The sequence below is a fragment of the Streptomyces reniochalinae genome, from assembly GCF_003323735.1.
GTDB lineage: Bacteria > Actinomycetota > Actinomycetes > Streptomycetales > Streptomycetaceae > Streptomyces > Streptomyces reniochalinae.
The window spans coordinates 598,710-616,507 of sequence record NZ_QOIM01000042.1; the positions used below are offsets into that span (position 1 = coordinate 598,710).

The 17,798-nt window shown below is 70.9% G+C and carries 25 protein-coding genes and 2 pseudogenes; 7 read left to right on the top strand and 20 right to left on the bottom strand.

Translation table 11 applies throughout. The features are described 5' to 3' along the window. Positions 1–8: 8 nt before the first annotated feature. Positions 9–1,367, bottom strand: a complete 1,359-nt coding sequence (locus DQ392_RS28085) for an NAD(P)-binding domain-containing protein (protein ID WP_114018460.1) — start codon at positions 1,365–1,367, stop codon at positions 9–11. Between the two features lie 89 nt (positions 1,368–1,456). Between DQ392_RS28085 and DQ392_RS28090 the strand changes: the two genes are divergently transcribed. Beyond that, entirely contained in the window at positions 1,457–1,816 is a 360-nt protein-coding gene (locus DQ392_RS28090; protein ID WP_114018461.1) for an ArsR/SmtB family transcription factor, read from the top strand. 30 nt (positions 1,817–1,846) lie between these two features. Here the strand turns inward: DQ392_RS28090 and DQ392_RS28095 are convergent, their stop codons facing one another. Beyond that, the gene (locus DQ392_RS28095) at positions 1,847–2,965 is read right to left on the bottom strand and encodes a hypothetical protein (RefSeq protein ID WP_114018462.1); all 1,119 of its coding nucleotides are present in this window, start codon (positions 2,963–2,965) and stop codon (positions 1,847–1,849) included. Positions 2,966–3,160: 195 nt separating this feature from the next. On the opposite strand from DQ392_RS28095, the gene DQ392_RS28100 reads away from it, so the two are divergent. From DQ392_RS28100 to DQ392_RS35520, 3 genes and pseudogenes are all read left to right on the top strand, one after another. Then, the gene (locus DQ392_RS28100) at positions 3,161–3,505 is read left to right on the top strand and encodes an ArsR/SmtB family transcription factor (RefSeq protein ID WP_114018463.1); all 345 of its coding nucleotides are present in this window, start codon (positions 3,161–3,163) and stop codon (positions 3,503–3,505) included. A gap of 5 nt (positions 3,506–3,510) precedes the next feature. Beyond that, positions 3,511–4,188, top strand: a pseudogene (locus DQ392_RS35515) (methyltransferase domain-containing protein); the annotation flags it as partial. A gap of 108 nt (positions 4,189–4,296) precedes the next feature. After that, positions 4,297–4,773: a GNAT family N-acetyltransferase gene (locus DQ392_RS35520; RefSeq protein WP_245982098.1), complete on the top strand. Its 477-nt coding sequence runs from the start codon at positions 4,297–4,299 to the stop codon at positions 4,771–4,773. Positions 4,774–4,786: 13 nt separating this feature from the next. Here DQ392_RS35520 and DQ392_RS28110 read toward each other — a convergent pair whose 3' ends face one another. From DQ392_RS28110 to DQ392_RS28125, 4 genes are read right to left on the bottom strand one after another with little or no spacing between them, the layout of a single operon-like run. Continuing rightward, positions 4,787–5,851 carry an ArsO family NAD(P)H-dependent flavin-containing monooxygenase gene (locus tag DQ392_RS28110; RefSeq protein WP_114018669.1) on the bottom strand — a complete coding sequence of 355 codons (1,065 nt, stop codon included), beginning with the start codon at positions 5,849–5,851 and terminating at the stop codon, positions 4,787–4,789. Beyond that, positions 5,848–6,069: a DUF2180 family protein gene (locus tag DQ392_RS28115; RefSeq protein ID WP_114018465.1), complete on the bottom strand. Its 222-nt coding sequence runs from the start codon at positions 6,067–6,069 to the stop codon at positions 5,848–5,850. Before DQ392_RS28115 ends, DQ392_RS28110 begins: the two co-directional genes overlap by 4 nt. Positions 6,070–6,074: 5 nt before the next feature. Further along, positions 6,075–7,196: an ACR3 family arsenite efflux transporter gene (gene arsB / locus DQ392_RS28120; protein ID WP_114018670.1), complete on the bottom strand. Its 1,122-nt coding sequence runs from the start codon at positions 7,194–7,196 to the stop codon at positions 6,075–6,077. 35 nt (positions 7,197–7,231) lie between these two features. Further along, positions 7,232–7,573, bottom strand: a complete 342-nt coding sequence (locus DQ392_RS28125; RefSeq protein WP_425470618.1) for an ArsR/SmtB family transcription factor — start codon at positions 7,571–7,573, stop codon at positions 7,232–7,234. A gap of 96 nt (positions 7,574–7,669) precedes the next feature. On the opposite strand from DQ392_RS28125, the gene DQ392_RS28130 reads away from it, so the two are divergent. Then, positions 7,670–8,092: an arsenate reductase ArsC gene (locus DQ392_RS28130; RefSeq protein ID WP_114018466.1), complete on the top strand. Its 423-nt coding sequence runs from the start codon at positions 7,670–7,672 to the stop codon at positions 8,090–8,092. Between the two features lie 49 nt (positions 8,093–8,141). Here DQ392_RS28130 and DQ392_RS28135 read toward each other — a convergent pair whose 3' ends face one another. Next, the gene (locus DQ392_RS28135) at positions 8,142–9,197 is read right to left on the bottom strand and encodes a flavin-containing monooxygenase (protein WP_114018467.1); all 1,056 of its coding nucleotides are present in this window, start codon (positions 9,195–9,197) and stop codon (positions 8,142–8,144) included. A 91-nt stretch (positions 9,198–9,288) separates the two neighbouring features. Between DQ392_RS28135 and DQ392_RS28140 the strand changes: the two genes are divergently transcribed. Continuing rightward, complete coding sequence (locus tag DQ392_RS28140) at positions 9,289–9,615, top strand: ArsR/SmtB family transcription factor (RefSeq protein ID WP_114018468.1); 327 nt, start codon at positions 9,289–9,291, stop codon at positions 9,613–9,615. A 29-nt stretch (positions 9,616–9,644) separates the two neighbouring features. Here DQ392_RS28140 and DQ392_RS28145 read toward each other — a convergent pair whose 3' ends face one another. The 4 genes from DQ392_RS28145 to DQ392_RS28155 all read right to left on the bottom strand — a co-directional run bounded on the left by DQ392_RS28145 (position 9,645) and on the right by DQ392_RS28155 (position 10,975). Next, positions 9,645–9,947, bottom strand: coding sequence for an esterase (locus DQ392_RS28145; RefSeq protein ID WP_147266583.1), 303 nt, complete (start codon positions 9,945–9,947; stop codon positions 9,645–9,647). Positions 9,948–10,057: 110 nt separating this feature from the next. Continuing rightward, positions 10,058–10,258 (bottom strand): hypothetical protein, encoded by a 201-nt coding sequence (locus DQ392_RS34155; RefSeq protein ID WP_147266584.1) that lies wholly within the window; start codon positions 10,256–10,258, stop codon positions 10,058–10,060. Positions 10,259–10,349: 91 nt separating this feature from the next. Further along, complete coding sequence (locus tag DQ392_RS28150; protein WP_114018470.1) at positions 10,350–10,571, bottom strand: hypothetical protein; 222 nt, start codon at positions 10,569–10,571, stop codon at positions 10,350–10,352. A gap of 50 nt (positions 10,572–10,621) precedes the next feature. Then, complete coding sequence (locus DQ392_RS28155; protein ID WP_114018471.1) at positions 10,622–10,975, bottom strand: SPDY domain-containing protein; 354 nt, start codon at positions 10,973–10,975, stop codon at positions 10,622–10,624. A gap of 205 nt (positions 10,976–11,180) precedes the next feature. Between DQ392_RS28155 and DQ392_RS34160 the strand changes: the two genes are divergently transcribed. Then, positions 11,181–11,363, top strand: a complete 183-nt coding sequence (locus DQ392_RS34160) for a hypothetical protein (protein WP_147266585.1) — start codon at positions 11,181–11,183, stop codon at positions 11,361–11,363. Between the two features lie 21 nt (positions 11,364–11,384). Here the strand turns inward: DQ392_RS34160 and DQ392_RS28160 are convergent, their stop codons facing one another. From DQ392_RS28160 to DQ392_RS36310, 9 genes and pseudogenes are all read right to left on the bottom strand, one after another. Next, the gene (locus DQ392_RS28160) at positions 11,385–12,209 is read right to left on the bottom strand and encodes an SPDY domain-containing protein (RefSeq protein WP_114018472.1); all 825 of its coding nucleotides are present in this window, start codon (positions 12,207–12,209) and stop codon (positions 11,385–11,387) included. Between the two features lie 34 nt (positions 12,210–12,243). Then, positions 12,244–13,077: an SPDY domain-containing protein gene (locus DQ392_RS28165; protein ID WP_114018473.1), complete on the bottom strand. Its 834-nt coding sequence runs from the start codon at positions 13,075–13,077 to the stop codon at positions 12,244–12,246. Between the two features lie 95 nt (positions 13,078–13,172). Continuing rightward, complete coding sequence (locus tag DQ392_RS28170) at positions 13,173–13,961, bottom strand: winged helix-turn-helix transcriptional regulator (protein ID WP_114018474.1); 789 nt, start codon at positions 13,959–13,961, stop codon at positions 13,173–13,175. A 19-nt stretch (positions 13,962–13,980) separates the two neighbouring features. Next, on the bottom strand, positions 13,981–14,907 hold the full coding sequence (locus tag DQ392_RS28175) for an SPDY domain-containing protein (RefSeq protein ID WP_114018475.1): 927 nt from the start codon (positions 14,905–14,907) through the stop codon (positions 13,981–13,983). 28 nt (positions 14,908–14,935) lie between these two features. Continuing rightward, positions 14,936–15,400, bottom strand: coding sequence for a hypothetical protein (locus DQ392_RS28180; protein ID WP_114018476.1), 465 nt, complete (start codon positions 15,398–15,400; stop codon positions 14,936–14,938). Beyond that, the gene (locus DQ392_RS28185; RefSeq protein ID WP_114018477.1) at positions 15,397–16,176 is read right to left on the bottom strand and encodes a hypothetical protein; all 780 of its coding nucleotides are present in this window, start codon (positions 16,174–16,176) and stop codon (positions 15,397–15,399) included. Before DQ392_RS28185 ends, DQ392_RS28180 begins: the two co-directional genes overlap by 4 nt. Further along, the gene (locus tag DQ392_RS28190; protein WP_114018672.1) at positions 16,173–16,769 is read right to left on the bottom strand and encodes a DUF4913 domain-containing protein; all 597 of its coding nucleotides are present in this window, start codon (positions 16,767–16,769) and stop codon (positions 16,173–16,175) included. Before DQ392_RS28190 ends, DQ392_RS28185 begins: the two co-directional genes overlap by 4 nt. Positions 16,770–16,863: 94 nt before the next feature. Further along, the gene (locus DQ392_RS35525; RefSeq protein ID WP_245982043.1) at positions 16,864–17,025 is read right to left on the bottom strand and encodes a hypothetical protein; all 162 of its coding nucleotides are present in this window, start codon (positions 17,023–17,025) and stop codon (positions 16,864–16,866) included. Between the two features lie 420 nt (positions 17,026–17,445). After that, positions 17,446–17,763: pseudogene (locus tag DQ392_RS36310) on the bottom strand (DNA cytosine methyltransferase); the annotation flags it as partial. Positions 17,764–17,798 lie beyond the last annotated feature (35 nt).

Consider the following 17,798-nt stretch of genomic DNA (forward strand, 5'->3'; position numbering starts at 1 on the left):
GGCCCGGGTCAGCAGCCGCCACCCGTCGCGGTGGCGGGGGCGCCGATCTGGACAGTTGCCGGGGTGGCGCAGCAGCCTCCGCCTTCACCCTGCTCGGCTTCGGGCTCATCGATGAGTCCGGAGCCGCCGCAGACGCCGGTCTCGGCGAGAATCAACTCAACGCGGGCCGCGGCCTCGTGGTCCCCGGCGAGCGCGGCGGCGACGGAGCGTGCCTGTTCGTAGCCGGTCATGGCGAGGAAGGTGGGGGCGCGGCCGTAGCTCTTCATGCCGAGCAGATAGACGTCAGGCTCCGGGTGGGACAGTTCCTTGGCGCCGTGGGGGTAGACCGTGCCGCAGGAGTGCACGTTCGGGTCGATGAGCGGGGCCACGGCAACCGGAGCCTGGAGGCGTTCGTCCAAGTCGAGGCGCAGTTCATCGAGGTAGGAGAGGTCGGGGCGGAGGCCAGTGAGAGCGATGACCTCGTCGACGGGGTCGAGGCGGCGGCCGTCCTCGGCGACCAGGACGAGCTGTTCCCCGTCGCGCTCGACGGCCTGGGTGCGGAAGCTGGTGGTGGCGGTGGCGTGTCCGGCCTCGACGGCGGCCTTCGCGCGCAGACCCAGTGCGCCGCGCGCGGGGAGCTGGTCGGCCTCGCCGCCGCCGAAGGTGTCGCCGCCGATGCCCCGGCGCAGCACCCAGGCCGCGTGCGTGCCGGGCTCGTCCTCGGCGAGCGTGGCGAGGGTGGCGAGCACGGTGAAGGCGGAGGCGCCGGAGCCGATGACGGCGGTGCGCTTGCCCGCGTAACGGGCGCGTACGGCAGGGTCGTTGAGGTCAGGGACGCGGTAGGTGATCCGGTCGGCGGCGCCGCGTTCGCCGAGTGCCGGGAGGCCGTTGCCGCCGAGCGGGCTGGGGGTGTCCCAGGTGCCGGAGGCGTCGATTACAGCGCGTGCCAGGACGCGCTCCTCGCTGCCGTCGCGGCCGGTCAAGTGGAGAACGAAGGGCTGGTCCTCGCGTCCGGCGTCCACGACGCGGTCGCGTCCGACTCGGGAGACGCCGGTGACGCGGGCGTCGTAGCGCACACGCTCGCCGAGCGCGTCGGCGAGCGGCTGGAGGTAGCGCGCGGCCCAGTCGGAGCCGGAGGGGTAGGAGCTTCCTTCGGGGCGCTCCCAGCCGGTGGGGGCGAGGAGCTTCTCGGCGGCCGGAGCGATGACCTCGTCCCAGGTGGAGAAGAGCCGCACGTGCCCCCACTCCCATACGGCCTTACCCGCCCCCGGACCGGCTTCCAGGACCAGCGGCTCCATGTCGCGTTCCAGGAGGTACGCGGCCGTGGCCAGGCCAATCGGGCCGGCGCCGATCACGGCGACGGGAAGGGCGGGGTGCTGCTCGGACATGGGGAGTCCCCCTCATCACTGATTCGAGATTCATCGATGTAGTGAGATGGAGTCTGGCACTCTGGATCGACGAGTGTCAATATTGAGGCATGTCGAAGCTGAAAGACCGCCCGCTGGCCGAGCCGGACCGCGAGGAAGACGCCGTGCCCTGCTGCCCACCGTTGGACTCCCCGGACCTCTCGCGGGAGGACGCGGAGACGATGGCGGCGATGTTCAAGGCCCTCGGGGAACCGATCCGGGTGCTGCTCTTCTCCCGGGTCGCCTCGCACCCGGACGGCGAGGTGTGCGTATGCGACCTCGGTGACCTGGGGGTTGGCCAGCCCACCGTCTCCCACCACCTGAAGAAACTCCGCGACGCGGGCCTCGTCGTCTCCGAGCGGCGCGGGACGTGGGTCTACTACCGCGTTGCCCCTGGGGTTCTGGCCCGGATGGGTGCGATCACGCGCTGAGCGGATGCCCGCGGTCGGGCCGTCGGGGCGTCACTCTGCCAGGATGATCGGCCGCTGCGTCTCTTCGAGTTCGCGCAGCAGGCCGACGGCGAGCATCACGGCCGCCAGCGCATTGGCCTTGGTGTACTGAGTGGGGCCGACCGCGTGGGACGTCGCGTGCCGGGAGTAGTGCTCCGGGACCGGAGTCGGGGGTCCGTCGAAGTTGACGCAGGCCGCGTGGACGCTGGTGTGGATGCAGTAGGACCGGAACTGGCCGATTGCGGTGCCCAGAGTGGCCTTCGGCATCCCCTTCTTGACGCTTCCGTACGTGATCCTCTTCCCGTTCCGCAGTGCGGGGTCCGCTCGGGCGACTGCGCGCAAGGTGGTGTCCCACACGGAGGCGGACAGGGCCTGCGCGGCGGCGCAGCGGCCTTCGGTGATCAAGGACAGACAGTCGTTCACATGGGCGGCGTGAGCGGTCAGGTCTTCCCGGGTGATCGCCTTGATGGCGCTCCGGCAGTCCTCGATGACGGTGGCGGCGCGCTCTTCGAGGACCGTGCGCCGCGCGGCGGCATCCGCCTCGGCGGCCAGCCCGCGGATGACCTCGGAGGACGGTACCCAGACCAGTGGTATGCCGTCCTCCAGGACCCGCAGGACCGCATCGAAGTCGAGATCTTCGCCCCGCCAGTTGTCCGGGAGCAGCAACTCCATCCGCTCGGTGAGGGCGGACCAACGGCTGTTCAGCTTCCGGGCGAAATCGAAAGCGCCGCTCCTCCCCATCGGCGCCCCGGGCATCAGGTGACGGAGATCCAGGCCGTGCAGAGGGCTGCTGAAGACCTCCTGAATGCCGGAGTGGCGCACGAACTCCTCGGCGGCGAACGTGAAGCGTGGCCCCAGCAGTGCCCCGCTGGTGAGATCGAGGGCGGGCGTGAGCGACTCCCGGAGCCTGACGTGCGCGGATCCGAACGAGGAGACAGCCGCAGCCTGACGCACGGCCATCCCGACACTGCTGCCCCCGGCGACTCGGAAGCCGGTGCTGGCGAAGGAGTCTGTGAGCCCTGCGGCGCCGCGCCCGGGACGGCGCCGCCTGGAGCCGGAGGCGGGAGCCGGTTCGGCAGAGGCTTCCGGCTCCTCCGGAAGTTCGTCGTGCTCCGGTTGCTCATCCGTCATGGCATCGATCTCCTGCTTCTTCGGTGACGCGATGATATGTCCGAAGTCCCGCAAGTGCCCAAGGATTTGCGGGGATTCCGGAGTGGGTGAGGGGTGGTCCGGGGCGGTGGCGTCGGACGGCCGCTGCGCGGACTTTCGCACAGGGGTGGGGCGCTTCTATCGCCAAGCTCGTTCATCGCCTATCGTCGATGAACGATGGAAACTGTGGAACCTCTCGACCGTCCCACCGCCGAGGAGTACGCCTCCTGGTTCAAGGCGTTGGCCGATGCCACCCGGATCCGGATCGTCTCGCTGCTTGCCCGGCACGGGCGGGAGATGACGGTCGGAGAGATCGTCAAGGCCGTGGGGATAGGGCAGTCGACCGTCTCCCAGCACCTCAAACAGCTCGCCGCGGTCGGTTTCGTCCGTGTGGAGCGGGTGCGGACGGCCAGCTACTTCCGGATCAACGAGGAGTGCGTGAGCTGTTTCCCCTCCGCCGCCGACGTCGTGATGGGCCACCCCGCGCCCGAACGGCCAGGCACCGAATCCGACAAGGAGTGATCCCCATGCCTCAGCACGAGTCCGGCGATACCCCACATGCGGAGGTCACGGCCCGCTACGGCGCGCTGGCCGAGGCGGCGCGGGCGGGCGAGGCGGTCGTGGCCGCCTGCGGCGAGGAAGCCTTTGCCGCAGGCCGGTTCGGCGCCGCAGGATACGAGGGGGACGAGGCTGCTGGCGTGTTGCCCGAGGGAGCGGTGCGGGCCAGCCTGGGGTGCGGGAACCCGGTGGCGGTGGCCGAACTGGCCCCGGGCGAGCGGGTACTGGACCTTGGCCCGGGCGGCGGGATCGATGTGCTGCTCTCGGCCCGCCGGGTCGCACCGGGCGGAATCGCCTACGGGGTGGACGCCACCCCCGGGATGGTCGCCCTGGCCGAAGGGCACGCGCGGGAGGCCGGGGTGGACAACGCCCGCTTCCTGCACGGCCGGATCGAACAGATCCCGCTGCCCGACGGGCATGTGGACGTGGTGGTCTCCAACTGCGTGATCAGCCTGTCCGCCGACAAGCCGCGCGTACTGGCTGAGGCGTACCGGGTGCTGCGCCCCGGAGGCCGCTTCGGCGTCAGCGACGTCCTCGCCCACCCCGGACTCGACCCCGCGCAGAGGGAAGAGGCCGAGCGGGAAGTCGGGTGCACCGGGGGCACACTGACGGCGGACGAGTATCGCGCTCAGCTCCTGGCGGCGGGCTTCACCGACATCCGCATCACGCCGACAGCCGAGGCCGGCGCAGGGCTGCACTCCGCGCTCGTTCGGGCGGACAAGCCCCCAGCCCCCGGCGGCTTCACCCTGCGGCCGATGCAGGAGAGGGACGCCGGGCGGGTGCTGGAGCTGTACCGGGTGGGGATCGAGGAGGGCCAGGCGACCTTCGAGACCGAGCCGCAGAGCTGGGAGGCGTTCGATACGGGCAAGCTGCCGCTGCACCGTTACGTCGCCGTCGAAGAGGCCAGCGGGAAGGTGGTCGGCTGGGTCGCCGCGGGTCCCACGTCCTCGCGGGCGGTGTACGCCGGGGTGGCCGAGCACTCCGTCTACGTCGCATCCGAAGCGCGCGGCAGGGGCGTGGCTCGGGCGCTGGTCGAGGCGCTGGTGGCCTCGACCGAGGCGGCCGGGATCTGGATGGTGCAATCCAGCGTCTTCCCGGAGAACACCGCGAGCCTCGCGCTGCACGAGCGGGCCGGATTCCGGCAGGTCGGCCGCCGGGAGCGGATCACGCAGCATCACGGGGTGTGGCGGGACACGGTGCTCATCGAACGCCGCAGCCCGTTGGTCGACTGAGCCGCAGCGCCCCTCACGTGAGCAGGGCGGCGATCTCGCGTACGGCGTCGCGCGCAGGGCGGCCGACGCCGATGAGGGTGGCGGAGGCCGGTCCGGTCCAGTCGCCGTAGCCGAGCAGGTGCAGGCGGGGCTCGTCGCGGGCGCGGGTGCCCTCGGTCGGGATGCGGCCCCCGTTGCTCCGTAGCCCGAGCGGGGTGAGGTGGGCGAGGGCGGGGCGGAAGCCGGTGGCCCAGATGACCGCGTCGGCGTCTTGGCGGGATCCGTCCGTCCAGACGGGCCCGTTCGCGTCGAGGCGGGCGAACATCGGTCGCGCGGCGAGCAGTCCGCGCTCGCGTGCGGCACGGACCGGCGGGACGGCGACGATGTCGCCGAGCGCGGCGACGCCGCCGGTGTCGGTGCGTCCGGCCTCCAGAGCGCGGCGGCGGGCGGTGGCGGCGTCGAAGAGGGCTCGGCCGTCGATGTCGTCGGGCAGCCAGCGTGGCGGGCGGCGGGTCACCCACGTCAGGCCGATGTCCTCCTGGGTGGCGAGGTCGGCGGCGATCTGCGCGCCGGAGTTGCCGCCGCCGACCACGACCACGCGCTGTCCGGCGAAGTCCTTGGGACTGCGGTAGTCGGCGGTGTGCAACTGCCGCCCCGCGAAGACACGCTGGCCGGGCACGGTGGGCCAGAACGGGCGCCACCAGGTGCCTGTCGCGCTGATGACCGTACGGGCGAACCAGTTGTCCGAGTCGCTCTCGACGCGCAGCAGTTCACCCTCGTCATGGACGCCGCGTACCGTGACCGGGCGGTGGACGGGCAGCTCGTAGCGCTGTTCGTAGGCGGCCAGGTAGCGCACCGCGTGGGCGGCCTGCGGGTAGGGCTGACCCGGCTGTACGGGCATGGGGCGGCCGGGCAGCGAGGAGTGGGCGGCGGGGGAGAAGAGGTGCAGTGAGTCCCACATGTGTTGCCACGCGCCGCCGGGCCGCTCCTGCGCGTCCAGGACCGCGAAGTCGAGTCCGGCGCGGCGCAGGTGGTAACCGGCGGCGAGCCCTGCCTGGCCGCCGCCGATCACCACCACGTCGTGAACGGCCTTGCTCACGAGGAGACGGCGCCCGGTACCGGGGCGCGGGCAGCCGCGCAGGCCGCGCACTGCACCTTGCGCACCTCGGCCTCGTCGGGGGCGCCGAAGATCGGACCGCGCCGGATGCGGCGGGTGCCGATCACTGCGTGTTCCTCGCACACGGCGGCACCGCAGGTCTGGCAGACCGCGACCGCTTCTTGTTCGTGCTGGTGCTGGTGGCACTCAAGGCACTGCATGGGAATCAGCGCTCCCCTCGTGAGGTGGGCGAGGCGGTGGTGGCCACTGCCTGGGGGCTGAACTTGCGACGCCAGGCCAGCGACACGTACACGAGGGCGATGAGGACGGGGACCTCGATGAGCGGGCCGACGACTCCGGAGAGTGCCTGGCCGCTGGTGACGCCGAAGGTGGCGATTGCTACGGCGATGGCCAGTTCGAAGTTGTTGCCTGCGGCGGTGAACGCGAGGGTGGCGGTGCGGTCGTAGGCGAGGCCGATGGCCTTGCCGAGCGCGAACGTGCCGAACCACATCACCGCGAAGTAGACCAGCAGCGGCAGCGCGATCCGCACGACGTCGAGGGGCTGCGAGGTGATCGTCTTTCCCTGGAGGGCGAAGAGGATGACGATGGTGAACAGCAGGCCGTAGAGGGCGAAGGGGCCGATCTTCGGGAGGAAGTGGTTCTCGTAGCGCTTGGTGCCCAGCTTCTTCTCGCCGAGGCGGCGGGTGAGGTATCCGGCGACGAGGGGGATGCCGAGGAAGATGACGACGTTGAGCGCGATCTTCCACATGGAGATGTCCAGGTGCTGGCCCTCGCCCAGGCCGAGCCAGCCGGGCAGTAGGTCGAGGTAGAACCAGCCGAGTACGCCGAAGGCGATGACCTGGAAGACGGAGTTGAGGGCGACGAGGACGGCGGCGGCCTCGCGGTCGCCGCAGGCGAGGTCGTTCCAGATGATGACCATGGCGATGCAGCGGGCGAGTCCGACGATGATGAGCCCGGTGCGGTATTCGGGCAGGTCGGGCAGGAGGATCCAGGCGAGCGCGAACATCACGGCGGGGCCGATGATCCAGTTGATGGCCAGGGAGGATGCCATCAGTTTGCGGTCGCCGGTGACGGTGTCGAGCTTGTTGTAGCGGACCTTGGCCAGCACCGGGTACATCATGATCAGCAGGCCGAGGGCGATCGGCAGCGAGACCCCGCCGATCTCGACCTTGGACAGGACGTCGTTCAGCCCGGGGATCATCCGGCCCAGACCCAGGCCGACGGCCATCGCCGCCAGGATCCATACGGCGAGGTAGCGGTCGAGGGTGGAGAGCTGCTTCGAGACGCTGGACCCTTCGCCGGATCCAGCAGCCGAGCCGCCGGTCATGTCGGCCCTGGTGTCCGTGGTGGGTTCCGTCTTACTCACGGGCAGGGCCTCTTCCGGTCGGTGGCGACGGTGGTGCGCGCGGTCTCGGCCAGCTCGGTGAAGGCTCCGGCGAGCGAGGTCAGCACCTCGGGACGGAGCCTGTAGTACGTGAACCGGCCGCACGGCTCGGTCTCCACGACCCCCGCCTCACGCAGCACCCGCAGGTGGTTGGAGAGGTTGGTCTGCCGTGCGCCGGTCTCCTCCACCAGGTGTGTGGTGCACAGGGTCTCGCGGGCGAGCAGCGTCACGATCTCGTACCGCAGCGGGTCCGCGATCACCCGGATCAGGTCCGCACCCTCCGGCGCCGGAATCGCCTCAGTCTTGGCTGACATCATCATGCACTGATACTCTCACATCACCAAGGAGTGATGCCAGCGGGTGCTGATATCAGCGTCAGTGCGTGGCCCGCAGGTATCCGTAGCGAAAGAGACGCCATGCCCGACAAGCCCTCCGTCCTGTTCGTCTGCGTCCACAACGCCGGCCGCTCCCAGATGGCCGCCGCCTGGCTCACCCACCTCGCCGGAGACCGCGTCGAGGTCCGTTCCGCGGGCTCGGCTCCGGCGGACACGGTCAACCCCGCCGTGGTCGAGGCGATGCGCGAGGTCGGCATCGACGTCGCCACCGAGACCCCCAAGGTGCTGACCGCCGACGCGGTCCGGGCGTCCGACGTATGCGTGACCATGGGGTGCGGCGACGCCTGCCCCGTCTTCCCCGGCAAGCGTTACCTCGACTGGAAGCTCGACGACCCGGCCGGAGAGGGAGTCGAAGCAGTACGGCCCATCCGCGACGAGATCAAGACCCTCATCGAGACGCTGATCAGCGAGATCGCCCCGCAAGCCTCGGGGGCCACGAAGTGACCGCCCCAGGCCGGTGCTCTGGTGTCCGCGGTGGCTTCTCCCGTGGCGCTCATCGGCCTCGACGGTGCAGCTTCCTGACGACGTACGCCGCGTCCCGGCCCACTCCACGCACCGACGCGGAGGCGTTGGTGCGCTGGTACTCCAGTCCCACATAGCCCAGCCCTCGCACGGCCGTGGAGAGCCCGGCCCGCTGCAACGGGATGCCCTTGGTGTCCAGTGCGCCTGTCTCGGCCAGGTAGCGCATGTCGGGTCGGTAGCCGGTGGCCAGGACGACCGTGTCGAGGTTCTCGCGCGTTCCGTCCTGCCACTCGACGCTGTTCTCGTGGAGCCGGTTGAAGATCTTGCGGTGGTCAGGGTTGCCGGACTCCAGCGCCGCGCGATACCGCCCGTCGTCGATGATCGGCATCGACTTGCCGCCCAGCCACCGCCCGATCGGCGCGGAGTCGATCCCCGTCCGTGTCAGCCACCAATGCAGATCCCGCCCCGCGATCCGTTGTGCCTGCCACCGCAGCGGCGCCCGGCTGGCCAGAGTCACCCGCGCCACCCCAGCGAGATCGGCGGCGATCTGCATCGCCGAGTTCCCGCCCCCGACCACCACCACGCGCTGCCCCTCGAACGCCTTCGGTGCCCGGTACTCGCACGCGTGGAGCACCGTGCCCGCGAACTCCCGGAGTCCTGGCAACTCGGGCCGGTAGGGGTTCCCGAAGTACCCGTTCGCCGCGATCACCGCCGACGCTTCGTACTCCGTGCCGCTCTCTGCCCGTAATGCGAACCCGCCGTCGGGCGCCATCGTCACCGCCTTCACCCGCTGTCCGTAGCGCACGACGGCGTCGAACCGCTGTGCGTACGACCGCAGGTACTCCACGACCTCATCCCGCCGCGGATATTGCTCCCCGTTCCCTGGGAACCGCGCTCCAGGCAGCGTGGAGAACCGCGCCGGGGAGAAGAGGGCCAGGCTGTCGTAGTAGTGCGACCAGGAGCCCACCGCTTCCTCGGCGGCCTCCAGGACGAGGGAAGGCAGGCGTGCCGCGCGTAGTGCGTGGGCGGCGGCAAGGCCGGACTGGCCGCCGCCGACGACGATCACAGGACGTCTCGTGTTCAGCATGACCTCAGTGTATTGACGTATCTCAAAATAGCAATATGAAGACGGGGGGCTAGGCTCCAATCAGAGATGAGCGCAGAGACGGGAGAGCGAGATGGCAGCAGGAGACACTCGGCCCGACAGCGCTGACCAGGTACCGGAGCTGCGTACGGCCACCCACGACTTCCTCAAGGCCCTCGCCAATCCGACTCGTCAGCGGGTGATGCTCCTGTTCGCCCGGGGCGCCGAACTCTCCGTCAACGAGGTCGCCGAGCAGGCCGGAATCGGCCAGCCCACCGCCTCTCAGCAACTCGTTCTCCTCCGCCGGGGCGGCATCCTCACCTCCCGCCGCATCGGCAAAGTCGTCCTCTACCGCAGCGACAAGGAAGGTGTCTCCGCCGCCCTCACCGACCTCCAGGACTATCTCCGCGTCTGCTGCTGACCTGGGTTGTCGCGAGGGCCGGGCGCTGATCAGCGTGCGTCGAGCAGGTGGTTGGCGAGTCGCAGCGCGTCCTTCGCCAGCGACATCGCAGCGTGCAGGCCAAGGACTTCGTGCAGGGTGGGGTGGACGATGCGTACCCAGTTGCCGCAGAGGTTCGGCCAGAGGGCCAGCGTGACCTCGCCGCTGGCGAGGCCGAGTTGGGCGGAGACGTCCGTGGCGCCGTTGGATGTCGAGCGCCAGCTCAGCAGAACGGCGCCATCAGGAATCTTGGTTCCGTGGCGCGACCAGGAAACCGGCACCGACGCCCCCACAGCGGCGGGGACGTGCGTCATGAGCGCGCCCCGCGCCCATGCGGGCGTGGGGTGTGGGGCGACGTCGGCCAGCAACGGGCAGTTCTCCGCCCCCGGTTCCGGCTCCGGTGTACGAGGATGTCGAGCGGTGGTCACGCGCGCTCCGGGGCATCGAAGTCGGTTCGCCAGAAGCGTTGTTCGCGGCGGCGGGCGATACGCCGCCTGTGCTTTTGTGCCCCGGAGCGCGTACGGGTGCCGTTCTCGTCCGGGTAGTAGTAGCAGGTGCAGCCTTGGCCTGCGCGGACGCAGGGTCGTCCGTGCCCGGGGACCGTTTTGCCGAGCATGCCGCTCACGGGACCTCCTTGTTCGTCTACGAAGTTGCCGGTGCCGCCGAGGGCCCGTGACGCGGCGGGATGAGTCGCGTCACGGGCCCTCGGGGCAAGTTCAGGACCAGGCCAGTTCGGTGCGTACGGCCGGGGGGAGGTATCCCTCTTGGCCGTTCTCCGCGATGTAGACAATGGTGGCGGGCCCGTCGGGCACGGTGAGGACCTTGCTGATGCGGTGGGCGAAGGGCCAGTCGGGGTTGATGGCGAGGAAGACCGGCTGGTCGTGGTCGAGGGTCTGCAACTGGTGGATCAGTTGCCCGACTGTGAGTGTGCGGGACACGAGGCCTCCGTGGTGTGGGCTGTAAGAGTGGGCTGGCCGTGCCGTGGGCGTCAGATGCACTCGCAGTACCGGTCGGGGTAGGCGATGAGCGCGGCGAGGAATCCGGCGACGGCGTGGGCGGGGACGTCGTGGTCGAAGGTGGTGCTCCAGGCGCGGCGGCCGTCGGGTCCGTGGACGCTGATGTGCCACAGTTCGCCGAAGGCCGCCTCCGGGCTCTCGGGCAGGAACCCGACGAAGACGCGGCGGTCGGGGCTGGCGCAGTAGACGTTGGCCTGGGGGGCGTCGACCGTGGTCCAGTCGCAGTTGTCCAGCAGCCGCAGGACGGGGTCGGCGCAGTGGCATTCGAGCAGCCACTCGCGGTCGGTGGAGTCGGGGCGAGCGGGTGTAAGAGTGTTGGACGTCACGGGGAATCCCTTCGTTGACCTGCGGGTTTTCGAGCCGTCCGTACGTTGACTTGGAATCGGGCCGTCATTCCAGTCCGTGGGCCGGGTTGGTGTCTGCCGCAGGCGAACTCGGCCCGGGAAGGTGCGGATGGACTCCTCGTTTGGGAATGAATCGGTCGCCCCCGCGGGCTGAGCGGGGGCGACCTGATGAAGAAGGAGGGGGCGCGTGGATGCGGATGAGCGGCGTCGGTTCGGCGAGAGCTTTGATGGTGCCGAGGCGGCGTCGGTGGGACGGGCTCGGGCGGCGCGGGGCGGACGGATCGAGGTGACGGTCGAGGAACTCGCCCAGGTCCTCGGCTGCCCCCGACCGCCAGACCCGTCCGCGGGTGACACCCCCGGATACGGGTGACCGCTTCGGACGGCAGGGACGTCACCTTCGGTGGCGCGGCCGGGCGCTGGCCGCCTGGTTGGCCTTGTGAACCGGCATCGGGCTCGGCTGGGGTTGCGAGCCCCCTGTGGTGGCGCGCGTACAGCTGCGGGCGGCCAAGGCCCGAGAGGCATCGGTGGGCGTGGATGAGCGCACGGCACTGTGGGTGACGGTCGCCTCGGGGTGCAGGGTTTCGGTGGTGGTGCGCGGGACCGGCTCGGGGCTGCTCAGCCGTGTGGCGACGGCGGTGACGAGGCGGGTCGGGGTGTGGGTGGTGAAGGCGGCGTACCAGTCGTGGCCGTGGCCGAGGTTGCGTGCCCCGGAGATGAGCCAGGGCTCGTAGCCGGAATCGAGAGGATGGCCGGGCGTGGTGTCGTAGCTGACCGTTGCCAGGTGATCAGGGGAGGTGAAGTCGATCTCCCATTCGTTCTCCCGGCGGCGCCAGCCAGCCTCGGCCAGAGGACGCAGCACATCATCGGCCCGGGGCCGACGGCCGCCCGGCCACGGGCTCTCATCCTGGGCGAGGGCCGTGGTGAAGGCGGCGACGACCTCCGGCGGCGTGTTGTCGGTGAACGCGGCCTGCCAGATGGGCGGGGTGTAGCGGTCGGGCCCTTCGCTGATGCGCCACTGGACCTGGGTGAGCCCGCGCGGCATGTAGTCGACCCGGTGGCGTTGTGTGGGAGAGGTGAGGCGGGCGTTGCCGAGCGCGTCGTCCTCCTGCCGGAAGCCCGCCTCCAGGAGAGGGCGGAGCGCGGGCTCGGCGGAGCCCTCCCCGGCGAGGTAGACGGGCGAGACGAGCACGGTGGTGTCGGGGTGGGGTTCGGGCATGGAGTAACTCCAGTTCAGGGCGAGGGGGTTGGTCTCAGCGCGTTCGGGCTGTTCGCGAGGGCGAGGGCGAGGGCGTGGGCGCGGCCGAGGACGGCGGAGGACTTTCACGGGTGGGCTGCGTGGCTGCGGAGAAGCGGCCACGGGCCTGAGCTGCCGCTGCGCGTGCGGAGTGCGCGGCGGGCCGCAGGCCGACCAGATCGCGATGGGCCTCGGGGACGCGATGTGCCGGGCGCTGGGCGGGCTCGGGGTCGGCCACGGCCAGGGCGACTGCGGTCATCAGCGGCTGAGGGGTGTGGCCGGTGAAGTGCGCTGACCAGGTCGGCCGGTTGACCGGATCGGGGCCAGCGGTGATCTTCCAGATGGCGGCGCCCCGGTGACGCAGCTCCTCGGGGTCATCGACGTAGCCGGTGCGGATGTGGAAGGCGGCGTGCTCGTCGGGGGCGAGGGTGCGCCAGGGCCGGGTGCCGCGAACGGGCTCCCAGCCGTGTTCGGCGAAGACGCTGGCGGGGGTCTGCCCGGTGTGGAGCGGCCCGCCGGACAGGTAGTCGGCGAAGTAGCTGTCCAGGCCGTCGGTGAGCCGCTCGGTGAAGGCGGCGAGGACTTCGTCGGGGGTGGTGCGGTCGAAGTGCGCCGACCAGTCCGGTATACCGAGCGGGTCCTGGGCGTAGGTGAAGGTCCACTCGCCGTTCCGCCGGGCGGCGCGGAGGCGTTGGCAGGAGCTGGCGTAGTAGTGGTCGGGGCCGACGAGTGTGTGGCTCCAGCCTGGGGCGGCGTCCAGGAGCGGCGCGGCGGGGTCGGTGCCGGTGGTCCCGGCGAGATAGCGGGGCGCGACGAGCACGTCCCCGCTGACGGTGGTGCGGTGCGGCATGGAGTATCCGGGGGGAGCACGGGCGCCCGCGCCCGGCCGCAGGGGGCCAGGGCGGGCGCCGTTGCGGGCAGGTCTTCTGTGGCTGGGCACGCCGCTCACCGCCTGCGGGCCGGGTGGGAGAGCGCGGTGACGTAGGCCGGTACGCGCGGCGGCGGCTGGTCCGGATGCGAGAACAGCCCGGTCACCCTCTGCGCGCTGGGTGAGTGCTGGCGGGCCGCGTGTGCCCGACTCGCCACGGCAGAGCGCTCGTTGGCCTGTCCTGCCGCGCCGTTGGCCTGGGTGCGGCGGCCGAAGTCGTGCAGCTCGGCGTACACCGGCGCGAGCCCTCGTGCGGCGGGCGTCAGGGTGTATGCGGAGCGCTGGTCGGGGCCGAGGCGCGTGACGAGGCCATCGTCGAGGAGCTGCTGGGTGCGGTAGTGGAAGGACCCGGTCGCCAGCCCCGTGGCCTCGCGCAACGCGCCCGGCCGGAGAGGGCCGTTTTCTTCCAGTGTGGTGAGTACGTCGAGGGTGCCCTTGCCGCGCAGCCGGGTCAGCGCGTCCTCGACGCGGTCGGGCTGCCTCCAGGCGGTAGCGCCCACCTCGAAGTGCCGTGCGTGCCAGGAGGCGAGGGTGTGGCGGACGGGACGTGTGTCCTGGCCCAGGGGCGAGGCCGCGTAGCAGCCGCGTTCGGGCTTGGCGAGCAGGTCGCTGGTGCGCATGCGCAGCAGGACCTGGTGAAGGGTGGCTGTGTTCAGCCACGGCGTGGCGGAGGCGAGTTGAGGGGCGCGCAGCGGCCCGCGTTCGCGGAGGGTCTCCAATGTCCAGGAAGTCCACAACGGCGCGAGCACGCCGACGGCGTGGTGGATCCGGTTCGCGGGGGCGGCGCGGGGAGTGGGGGCGTGCATGGTGGTTCTCCAGAAGGGTTCAGCGCCGCGGGCGGGCAGCCGTCCGCGAGGCGGCGAAGGCGTCGGCGCGGGCCGCCGGGGCGGCGGGTGTCGCGCTCGGCCGGGGCCGGGGGTGCGTCGTGCGGATACGCGCGGCCTGGGCACGCCTGGCGCCGGGCTCGCTGTGCGAGGCGCGGTGGAGGGCGGCGGAGACGGCCGCGTGCTTGGCATCCAGCGGGGTGGGAGCGCCCGTACGCGGCTGGGCACGGGCGCTGACCGGTTCGAGGCGGACGAGGTGCTCGACGTCCCGGTGGATCATGTGCCGCTCACGAACGACGGGCGTGGCGTCGTTCAGCGCGGCGGCGGTGGCGGCGATGAGGTGGCTGGGGGTGTCGGAGGTGAAGGTCGCCTCGGCGCGGGTGAGGTATCCCCTCGGCCCGGCCCACAGCACCACGGTCTCGTCCTCTCGGCCGTGGTCGCGGGTGTCGATCCAGGCCCCGGCCTGCCGGTCGGGCGCCCGCAGTTCCACCGTGCCGGGCTCGGAGGCCCGCAGCCGCTCCCACCCCGCGTCGAGCAGAGGCTCGACGCTGTCGGCCCAGTAGATCGACGGCCGCGCGAGGAAGCGTTCCCCGTCCGGTTCCCAGTCCTGGGCCAGCGCACTGGTGAAACCGGCGGTGATCTCCGGCGGGAAGTTCTGATTGAAGCGGGCCGTCCACCGAGCGGGGCCGACCGCGTCCTCGGCTGCGGTGACTTTGACGGGGTCGTAGTCGTCGCCGAACCAGCCGAGGCGGATGCGGCCGTCCGGGCTGGTGTGCAGAAGTTGGCAGAGATTGTCGTCGTCAGGGTCGTGGCGGGGCCAGTGGCTGACCGGTGCGAAGGCAGGATCTCCGAAGCCGCCGGATCCGGCGAGGTAGCGCGGGGTGACTCGGTACTCGCGCCAGTGCTCGTTCTCTGGCTGATCAGGCATGAAAAGCGTTCCGTTTCCGAGGAGTTGGTCAGCGCACGTGCCGCGGACGCTGCTGCGGCGTTGAGGAATCCGGGGCCGGTGCGGCAGGTTCGGTGCGGCCGAGTGGGGCGTGGGTGGAGCGGGCGCGGGCGGCCCGTGCCCGTCGGGCATGCGGGTCGCCATCCGTGTGTTGGTGTTCGCGTGCCAGGCGCCGGGCTGCGGCGTTGTAGGCGGCGTGGTCCTGCCGTTCGCCGACGGCCAGCAGGCAGATCTCCCGGTTGTGCTGGCAGGAGGCGGGGGCGTCGCGGTACTGGATGACCATCCGCCACCGTGTCTGCGGGTCGACGTAGACCTTGTGGCAGCCCGCCAACTCCCGCTGGAGCGGGGCGCCGCGTTCGTTGCCGTGGACCAGGTGCTGGAGTTCGAGCAGCGCCAGGTCGCGGATCTTCTCCGGTGCATCGCGCAGATCGGCGAGAGCTTCGGGGTGGGCGGCGAAGGCGTAGCGGGCGCTCACGAGAGCCCCCTGGAACGGGCCTGAACCGTGCCGGGCACCGCAGTGATCCCCGGCAGGGGCGGCTGCGTGCTGGCCATGGCGTTGGTTGTGGTCCGGGTGAGGGCGGCAGTGGCACGCCGGTCGACGGGATGGTGTGCGGGCGCCGGGGCCATCGGCAGTGGCGTGTCCCGGTCCCGCAACCAGGCGTCGACCGCCTCGGGGTTGGTGAACGCGCCCTCGCGCACGGTGTACGTGTCGAGGGATGGCGTGGTCTCTTCCAGGAAGAGCCGGTAGGGCCGCTCGGTCGAGCCGGGGTGGCCGTCGTGGACGAGGGCGCTGACCTCGATGCCCTCGTTGAAGCTGCTGGGGTTGTGCGTGTGGTGGTCCAGCAGCGTGTACCGGCCGTCCGGATTGGCGCGCAGCATGTCCTCCAGCCGGGAGGTGAGCCCGTCAGCCGGGCGCGGACCGGGCGGGGCGCTCAGCTCGATCGCGTCAGGTGGACAGCCACGGGAGATGAGCCAGTTCTGCGTGATCGGCACGGTGGGCTGCCGGATGTGTTCGAAGGTGAAGGTGCCCTCGAACAGATCGCGCTGGACGCGCATTCCGACGTACTCGGCCGTACCGGGGACGTCCCAGACGGCAGTGCTGTCGTAGAGCAGCAGGAAGGTGTTGCGCTTGGTGTGGTGCGAGGCCAGCTCGGTGTACATGTCGTCGGAGAGCGTCGCGGCGTGGAAGTCGTCCTCGACGAGGGCGGAGGCGGGCGCGAAGCCGTCGATGCGGTAGTCCGGGCCCGTCACGCCGCCGCCTCGTACGCCGACGGGTCCGGGGGGGCCAGCAGCCGGTGGTTCGGGCGGGATGGGCTGGTGGTGCACGCGCCGAACGGGCCGTCTGGCGCCCGCAGTTGCATTAGCCCGGGGTCGAGGTGGTCGCGGTGCCACAGGGAGGGCCCGGTGAGCCCGGCCTCGGTGTCGGTGAACTGCTGCCAGGCCAGCCACAGCGCGTGCAGACGGGCAACCGCCTCGGGGTGCTCGGTCCACTGCGGGCACCATGGGCGGGTGGAGGTGATCTCGCGTCCGTAGACCGGCAGCAGCAGGTCCTCCACCCACACCTTCAGCGCCGCCAACTCCTGCGCGTACGAGGTGCCTGCTAGCGCCAGAATGAAGACGGAAGCAGGATCTTCCCCGTCGCTTTTCCTGCTTGGAGCGCCACTGGTTCCCCGGCCGGGCTCGTCCTCTTCGCCGTCCTGCGACGGCCGCTCGTCGGTGAGACGGGCGAGGGTCTCGCCCTGCTTGCGAGCCTCGGCGACCAGACCACTGACCGTGGAGACGAGGTCATCCAGGTTGTGATCCGGTATCCGTACCGGCTCGTTCTCGTCGGCGGACTCCGACATCGACATCCCCTTTCCTGCTCGGGTGTTGGGGGTGTCGAGGATCCGGAGAAGGGAGGGTTTGGCTCGGCCGGGGAACCGGGTGTAGAGGGGTGGCTCAACCGCAGGAGCGGTGGCGGCAGGCGACCGTGGGCGGATCGAGGATCCCTATCGCCCTCGCGGCCTGCTGCGGCACGACACCGTTACCCAGCGCCGTAAGTTGGGCCGGGCGTCCGAGGCCGGGGGTGGTGGTCACCCAGCCGTCTTCGAGGCCCTGCATCCATTCCACGAACCGCGGTGAGAGGCGGCCCGCGTCGTCGGTCGGCGCCGGTGCCGGGCGGGTGAACCTCTCCCATCGGGCGATGGCGTCGCCGTACCGCCCCCACTCCCGGGGGCCTTCTTCGCCAGCGTCGAGACGTCGAAGAGGACGGGAGGGGACTTCGCCTGGACGCGACCAGTGGTGGCCTGGCTGTTCAGTTGCGCCGCCGCCGAGGGGAGCGTCAGGTCGCCGTTGCCATGGCGCTGACGGGGTGAGCCCTTGATGCCGTCGGATGCCTTCGGGGTCGGCAGCAGCCACTCGATCTCGTCGGCCAGATTCGGACCGTGCCCACCCTGTTTCCGTTTCGACGGGTGCTGGCTGCCGCCGTTGGAAGCGATGTTGCTGGTCGGCGTCTTCAGCAACGGGCTCTCGTCGCCAGGCGGCCAGGAAGAGCCGTTCCCTTCGGTGCGGTGCGCCGACGTCGGAGGCGCGTAGCACGCACCAGCGCGCATCACGCCGGAGGTCGGCCAGGGAGCCGAGTACGGCACCGAGTGCCCGCACAGCAGGCCGGCCTGTGCCGTCTCCCAGACACCACGGGCACGGTTCCAGGTCGCCAGCGGTAGCGGCGGGGGAGGTGAGGAGTCCCCGTACGTTTTCGATCACCACCAGGCAGGGGTCGAGGGCGTCGATGGCACGTACCACGTGGTGCCACAGCCCTGAGCGGTTTCCTTCCAGCAGGCCGGTACGGGGTCCGGCGATCGAGACGTCTTTGGCAGGGGAAACCCGCCGTCAGG